This window comes from Blastococcus sp. CT_GayMR20, from assembly GCF_004570345.1.
The window spans coordinates 1-7,614 of record NZ_SPQM01000186.1 but is presented as its reverse complement, the minus strand read 5'-3'; the positions used below and the strand labels follow the sequence as shown (position 1 = coordinate 7,614).

Genomic DNA, 7,614 nt, shown 5'->3' with positions numbered 1-7,614 from the left:
CGGGCGGTTCTGGTCGGCGCTGGTCTACCTGCCCCGCGACCGGTACACGACCGAGGTCCGCCTGGCGATGCAGCAGCTCCTGCTGTCGCGGCTCGGCGGCACGAGCATCGAGTACACCGCCCGGTCGACGGAGTCGGTGCTGGCGCGGCTGCACTTCGTCGTCCGGGTGCCGGTGGGCAAGGGCGGGCTCGCCAAGCCGGTGGCCGTGGACGTCGACGCGCTGCAGGCCGAGCTGGCCGCCGCCGCGCGCAGCTGGACCGACGACCTCACCGACGCGCTGCACGACCGGTACGGCGCCGAGGCCGAGAAGCTGCTCTCGCAGGTGGCGGACGCCTTCCCCGCGTCCTACCAGGGCGACTTCTCCGCCGAGCAGGCCGTCGACGACCTGGTCCGGCTCGAGGGGCTGGGCGAGGGGCAGCTGGCGCTGCGGCTCTGGACGCCGAAGGGCGCCGCTCCCGGTGACCGCCGGCTGACCATCTACCGCGTCGGCCAGCGGCTGCTGCTGTCGGAGGTCCTGCCGGTCCTGCAGAACATGGGCGTGGACGTCGTCGACGAGCGGCCCTACGAGATCGACCGCATCGGCGCTCCCCCGACCTGGATCTACGACTTCGGCGTGGCCGTGCCGCAGGTCGAGCTGCCGCTGTTGCGCTCGCTGCCCGAGCGGTTCACCGAGGCGGTCGGCGCCGTGTGGCGGGGCGAGGCCGAGGACGACGGCCTCGGTGCCCTCGTGATGCTCGCCGGGCTCAACTGGCGGCAGGTCACGGTCGTGCGCGCCTACGTGCAGTGGCTCCGGCAGGCCGGACTTCCTTTCGGCCAGCGCTACGTCGAGGAGACCCTCGCCGCGCACCCGAACGTGGTGGCCCGGCTGGTCGCGCTGTTCGAGGCGAGGTTCTCCCCCGAGCGCAGCCGCGGCCGCGAAGGCCGGCAGACCGAGCTGGTCGAGTCCCTGCGCACGTCGATCGGCGAGGTCGAGTCCCTCGACGCCGACCGGGTGCTCAGCTCCCTGCTGGCCGCCGTCACCGCCACCCAGCGGACGACGTACTACGCGGGCGGGCCGCTCGCACTGAAGCTCGATCCCGCCTCGGTGCCCGACCTGCCAGAGCCGCGGCCGGCCCGCGAGGTGTGGGTCAGCTCGCCGCGCGTCATGGGCATCCACCTGCGCTTCGGCGCGGTCGCCCGCGGCGGGCTGCGCTGGTCCGACCGCCGCGAGGACCTGCGCACCGAGGTCCTCGGCCTGGTCAAGGCGCAGATGGTGAAGAACACCGTCATCGTGCCGACGGGCGCGAAGGGCGGCTTCGTCGTCAAGAACCCGCCCGAGTCCGGGTCGCGCGACGCCGTCCTGGCCGAGGGACAGGCCTGCTACAAGATCTTCATCGGCGCCCTGCTGTCGCTGACCGACAACCTCGTCGACGGCCAGGTCGTCCCGCCGGAGCGGGTGGTCCGGCACGACGGGGACGACACCTACCTCGTCGTCGCCGCCGACAAGGGGACGGCGACCTTCTCCGATCTGGCGAACTCCGTGGCCCTCGAGCGCGGGTTCTGGCTGGGCGACGCGTTCGCGTCGGGCGGCTCGGTCGGCTACGACCACAAGGCGATGGGCATCACGGCCCGCGGCGCCTGGGAGTCGGTGACCCGGCACTTCCGCGAGCTGGACATCGACGTCCAGAAGCAGGACTTCACCGTCGTCGGCGTCGGCGACATGTCCGGCGACGTCTTCGGCAACGGGATGCTGCTGTCGCCGCACATCCGGCTGGTGGCCGCGTTCGACCACCGGCACGTGTTCGTCGACCCCACGCCCGATGCGGCGTCGTCCTACGCCGAGCGCAAGCGGCTGTTCGGGCTGCAGCGGTCGTCGTGGGCCGACTACAACCGCTCGCGGATCAGCGCCGGAGGTGGGGTCTGGCCGCGGACGGCGAAGTCGATACCGGTCTCGGGGCCCATGCGGGCCGCGCTCGGTCTGGACGACGGTGTGGAGACCCTCACCCCCGTCGAGCTCATCCGCGCGGTGCTGCTCGCCCCCGTCGACCTGCTGTTCAACGGCGGCATCGGCACCTACGTGAAGGCCTCGACCGAGAGCGCGCTGGAGGTGGGGGACAAGGCCAACGACGCCGTCCGGGTGGACGGCGAGCAGCTGCGGGCCCGGGTCGTCGGCGAGGGCGGCAACCTGGGGCTCACGCAGCGCGGCCGCGTGGAGTACGCGCTGACCGGCGGGCGGGTCAACACCGACGCGATCGACAACTCCGCAGGCGTCGACACCTCCGACCACGAGGTCAACATCAAGATCGCGCTGAACAGCGTGGTGGACGCCGGGGAGCTGAAGGCGGCCGACCGCGCGGCGCTGCTCGGCGAGATGATCGACGACGTCGCCGTCGCCGTCCTCAGGAACAACCACGCGCAGAACGCGACCCTGGCCGCCGAGGTGACGTCGGCGCGGAGCCTGCTGGACGCGCACGAGCGGTTCATCCGCAGTCTCGAGCGCTCCGGCCGCCTGCTGCGCAGTGTCGAGGCGCTGCCGGACGACCGGCAGCTGGCCGAGCGGCGCCGCGACGGGCAGGCGCTCACCAGCCCGGAGCTGTCGGTGCTGCTGGCCTACGCGAAGCTGCAGGCGGGCACCGAGGTGCTGGCGTCGGAGATGCCGGACGACCCGGCGCTCGAGGGGATGCTGGTCGACTACTTCCCCGCCCCGTTGCGGGAGCGCTTCCCCGCCGCCGTGACCGGACATCCGCTGCGGCGGGAGATCATCTCGACGGCGCTGACCAACCGTGCGGTGAACATCGCCGGCGTCACCGGGCTGTTCCGGCTGACGCAGGAGACCGGCGCCCCCCTGGCCCGCGTGGTGCTGGCGCACACCGTGGCCCGGTCCGTCTTCGACGTCGACCGTCTGTGGGACGCCGTCCGGCCGCTGGACAACGTGGTGTCCGCGGTGACCCAGGTCGAGCTGCGGGTCGAGGCGATGCGCCTGGCCGAGCGGACCGCCCGATGGATCCTGCGGCTCCCGGAGCTGGCCGACGACCCGGCGCCGGCGATCGCCGATGTGAGGGACCGGTTCGCCGCGCCCGTCGCGGCCGTGCGCTCGGGTCTGCCGGGCTGGCTGCTCGGCAGCGAGAAGGAGGCATACGCCGAGCGCTCGGCGCGGCTGCAGGCGGCCGGGGTGCCGGCCGCGCTGGCGGCCGAGGTCGCTGCCGCACCGCTGTTGCCCGCGGCGCTCGACCTCGCGGTGGTCAGCGAGCGCACCGGAGCGCCGGTCGAACTGACCGGCCAGGTGCTGCAGTGCGTGGCCGAGCGGCTCGGGCTGGTGCCGCTGCGGGAGCTGGTGATCGCGCTGCCGCGCGACCGCCGCTGGCCGTCGATGGCGCGGGCCTCGCTGCGGGACGACCTCGCGATGGAGCAGGCGTCGCTCGTGGAGGACGTCCTGGGGCTGCGCACGAGCGACACCGACGCGCCGGAAGCGCTGGTCGGGGCCTGGGTGGAGGGCTGGGACACCACCCAGGCCCGTTCGGCCGCGCAGCTGGCCGACATCGCGTCCGGGGACCGGCACGAGCTGGCCGAGCTGCTGGTCGCCGTCCGGACGCTGCGCGGACTGCGCAAGCGCCGCCAGGCCCGCCGCCTCCCCCGCCCCGCCGAGAAGTAAGCGCAGCCCTCGTCCGCGCCGTGATGCGCATGACGGCGGTCAGCACGGCCCGTATGACCGCCGTCGTGCGCAAGTCGGCGGGTATCGCACTTTCTAGTGAGACAGCTAGAGAGCCGTAGAGCGACTCAGAGAGTGGGACGGTGCTCGCCGAAGCGGGTCGCCTGCTCGAAGGCGTGACCCACCTCGAGGACACGGCGGTCGGCCCGCGCCGCGCCGATGACCTGCAGTCCGACCGGCAGGCCGTCCGGCGTGAACCCGCCGGGCACCGACAGCGCCGGGCAGCCGGTCGCCGAGATGACCGTGCAGGAACGCATCCACTCCAGGTAGTTGTCCTGGTGCATGCCGGCGATCTCGGTCGGGTACTCGATCTCCACGGGGAACGGCAGCACCTGCGTCGTCGGCGCGACCAGGACGTCGTACCGCTCGAAGAACCCGACCATCCGCTCGTGCAGCTTCGTGTGCAGCTGCTCCGCGCGCGCCAGGTCGGGGCCGGTGAGCTTCGCGCCCATCTCCGCGTTCCAGCGGATCGACTCCTTGACCTTCTCCGGCGTCCGCCGCGAGATCTCCCCGAACGACGCCTCGAACAGCCACGCCCGCAGCGTCCCGAACACCTCGTCGGCGCCGGCGAGGTCCGGGCAGTCCTCCGCCACCGACGCGCCGAGGTCGGAGAACGTCCCCACGCACGACGCCAGCACATCGGTCACCGCGGGATCCACCGTCACCTGTCCCCCGAGCGTGGGCGCCCAGGCCACCCGGAGCCCGTCGAGCCGCTCGGGAAGGGCGGCCGCGAAGCCCGAGGGGTCGTCGGACAGCGAGATCGGCACGCGGGCATCGGGCCCGGCCACCACCGACAGCTGCAACGCGACGTCCGCGACCGTCCGCCCCATCGGGCCCTGCACCGACAGCTGCGACCAGCCCATGGCGGCCGGCCACGTCGGCACCCGCCCCGGCGTGGCCCGGAGGCCCACGACGTTGCAGAACGCGGCGGGGTTGCGCAGCGAGCCGCCCATGTCGCTGCCGTCGGCCAGCGGGACGAACCCCGCGGCCAGCGCCGCGGCCGCCCCGCCCGAGGAGCCGCCCACGGACAGTCCGTGCCGGTAGGGGTTGTGGGTCGCTCCGAAGACGGTGTTGAACGTGTGCGACCCCGCCGCGAACTCCGGCACGTTCGTCTTCCCGACCCGCACGGCGCCGGCCGCCCGGTAGCGGGCCACGATCAGCTCGTCGCGCAACGGCACGGTGTCCACGTGCAGGGGTGAACCCCACGTCGTCCGCATGCCGCCGGTGGCGTGGGTGTCCTTGTGCGCCACCGGCAGGCCGTGCAGTGGGCCGACGTCCTCTCCTGCCGCCAGCGCCGCGTCGGCGGCGTCGGCCGCGGCGCGCGCACCCTCGGCATCGAGGGTGACGACGGCGTTGACGGCGGGGTCCAGCCGCTCGATCCGGTCGAGGTGAGCGTCGAGCAGTTCGCGCGCCGAGACCTCCCGGGCACGCAGCATCGCGGCGAGCTCGGTCGCCGGCCGGAAGCAGAGGTCGTCGGTCACGAGCCGAGCCTGTCACGCACCCCCTCGCGCGCGGTAACCGTCTTCCGTGAACGATGGAGCCCGATGGACGGCGACCGGGACACGAGCACCACCTTCGACGACCTCGGGCTCCGGCCCGAGCTGCAGGCCGCACTGTCGGCGCTCGGCTACGAGGAGCCCACGCCGATCCAGCAGGAGGCGATCCCCCCGCTCGTCGAGGGCCGCGACCTGCTCGGTCAGGCTGCGACCGGCACGGGCAAGACCGCCGCGTTCGCCCTCCCGGTGCTCCAGCGGCTGACCGCCCACCGACGGGAGAAGCCCCCGGTGGCGCTGGTGCTGGTGCCCACCCGCGAGCTCGCCGTCCAGGTGTCGGAGGCGCTGCACCGCTACGGCAAGGACCTCGGCGCCCGGGTGCTGCCGGTCTACGGCGGCGCCCCGATCCTTCGGCAGCTGCGCAGCCTGGAGTCGGGGGTGGACGTCGTCGTCGCCACCCCCGGCCGGGCGCTCGACCTGCTCAACCGGGGCAGCCTGCAGCTGGGCGAGGTCACCACCGTGGTCCTCGACGAGGCGGACGAGATGCTGGACATGGGCTTCGCCGAGGACCTCGAGGCCATCCTCGGCGAGACGCCCGACACCCGGCAGACCGTGCTCTTCTCCGCGACGATGCCGCGGCGCCTGGACTCCCTGGCCCGCCGGCACCTCGACGACCCGGTCCGCATCACGATCGGCCGGGAGAAGGCGCCCGCCGGCGAGGCGCCGCGCGTGCGGCAGACCGCCTACGTGGTGCCGCGGGCGGCCAAGCCCGCCGCGCTCGGCCGGATCCTCGACGTCGAGTCGCCGGCGGCCGCGATCGTCTTCTGCCGCACCCGCGAGGAGGTCGACTCCCTCACCGAGACGCTCAACGGCCGCGGATACCGCGCGGAGGCGCTGCACGGCGGGATGAGCCAGGAGCAGCGCGACCGCGTGATGGGCCGGCTCCGCGGCGGGACGGCGGACCTCCTCGTCGCCACCGACGTCGCCGCCCGCGGCCTCGACATCGAGCAGCTCACCCACGTCGTCAACTACGACGTCCCCTCGGCGCCGGAGTCCTACGTCCACCGCATCGGCCGGGTCGGCCGCGCCGGGCGCGAGGGGGTCGCGATCACGCTGGCCGAGCCGCGCGAGCACCGCCAGCTCAAGATGATCGAGAAGGTGGCCGGCGCGACCATCGCCGTCGAGAAGGTGCCGACGGTCGCCGACCTGCGCGCCAGGCGGCTCGATCTCACCCGTGCGGCACTGCGGGAGAGCCTGCTGGAGAACAACCTGGACCGCTTCCGCGTCGTCGTCGAGACGCTCACCGACGAGTTCGACCTCATGGAGGTCGCCCTCGCGGCGGTCAAGCTGGCGCACGAGGCCGCCGGTGGCACCGATGACGACGAGGAGATCCCGCAGGTCACCTTCCGGACCGACCGCGACGCCGGTCGCGCTCCGGCCGGCCGCGGCGCCGGGCCGCGCGACCAGCGGCCGCCCCGGCGGGTGCCGGGCGGGTCGGCGGCCCGCCTGTTCGTCGGCGCCGGCCGCGACGCCGGAATCCGGCCCGGCGACCTCGTCGGTGCGATCACCGGCGAGACGGGGCTCAAGGGACGGGACATCGGCTCGATCGAGATCCACCAGCGGTTCGCGCTGGTGGAGGTGCCCGAGTCCGCGGCCGACGAGGTGATCAGCGCCCTGAGGGCGACCATGATCAAGGGGCGCAAGGCGACGATCCGCCGCGACAAGGCCTAACTGGCGACGTCGTCGGGCACGTTCGGCGGCACGTCGCTCGGGCCGGCTTCGGCTGGCCGGGGCCGGTCCTGGCGGTGCAGCCGGACGGCGACGACGGCGACGTCGTCCTCGGGCCGGCCGTGCACCAGGCGCTCGATGAGCTCGTCCAGCAGCTGTTCCAGCGGGAGGTGGGCCAGCTCGATCACCGCGTCCCGGAGCCGGACCATGCCGGCATCGAGGTCGGCGTCGCGCCGCTCGACGAGGCCGTCGGTGTAGAGCAGCACTGTCGCGCCCCGGTCGAGGGTCACCACCGACTCCCGCCGCCGGGCCTCCGGGTCGACGCCGAGCAGCAGGTCGCCCTTCCAGCCGGCCAGCTCGGCGACGCTCCCGTCGGGGTTGATCACCAAGGGCGGGAGGTGCCCGGCGTTCGCCCAGCGCATCCGGGTGAGGCCGCGCTCGAGCTCGTCGGGGGTCTGCTCGAAGCGGGCGATCGCCGCCGTGGCCAGCGTCTTGGCCTGCAGCGTCGTCATCGACGCGTCGAGGCCCCGCAGCACCTCGGCCGGCGCGGCGTCGCTGTAGGTGGCGATGCCACGCAGCAGGCCGCGCAGCTGCCCCATCGCCGCGGCGGCGGCGGTGTCGTGCCCGACGACGTCCCCGATGACGAGCATGGTGGCGCCGCTGGGCTGAAGGAACGCGTCGTACCAGTCGCCGCCCACCCGCGCG

4 protein-coding genes are annotated in these 7,614 nt (G+C 73.9%); 2 read left to right on the top strand and 2 right to left on the bottom strand.

The genetic code is table 11. The features are described from left to right. Positions 1 to 3,631: NAD-glutamate dehydrogenase (locus E4P40_RS24750; protein ID WP_135161005.1), on the top strand; the 3,631-nt coding region annotated here is incomplete at its 5' end. Positions 3,632 to 3,756: 125 nt separating this feature from the next. On the opposite strand, the gene E4P40_RS24745 is transcribed toward E4P40_RS24750, so the two are convergent. Continuing rightward, entirely contained in the window at positions 3,757 to 5,169 is a 1,413-nt protein-coding gene (locus E4P40_RS24745) for an amidase (RefSeq protein WP_135161004.1), read from the bottom strand. A 63-nt stretch (positions 5,170 to 5,232) separates the two neighbouring features. Between E4P40_RS24745 and E4P40_RS24740 the strand changes: the two genes are divergently transcribed. Next, positions 5,233 to 6,912: a DEAD/DEAH box helicase gene (locus E4P40_RS24740; protein ID WP_135161003.1), complete on the top strand. Its 1,680-nt coding sequence runs from the start codon at positions 5,233 to 5,235 to the stop codon at positions 6,910 to 6,912. Here the strand turns inward: E4P40_RS24740 and E4P40_RS24735 are convergent. Further along, positions 6,909 to 7,614 (bottom strand): PP2C family protein-serine/threonine phosphatase (locus E4P40_RS24735; protein WP_135161002.1); only part of this gene is annotated, 706 nt, incomplete at its 5' end. The two genes, E4P40_RS24740 and E4P40_RS24735, sit on opposite strands and share 4 nt — an antisense overlap.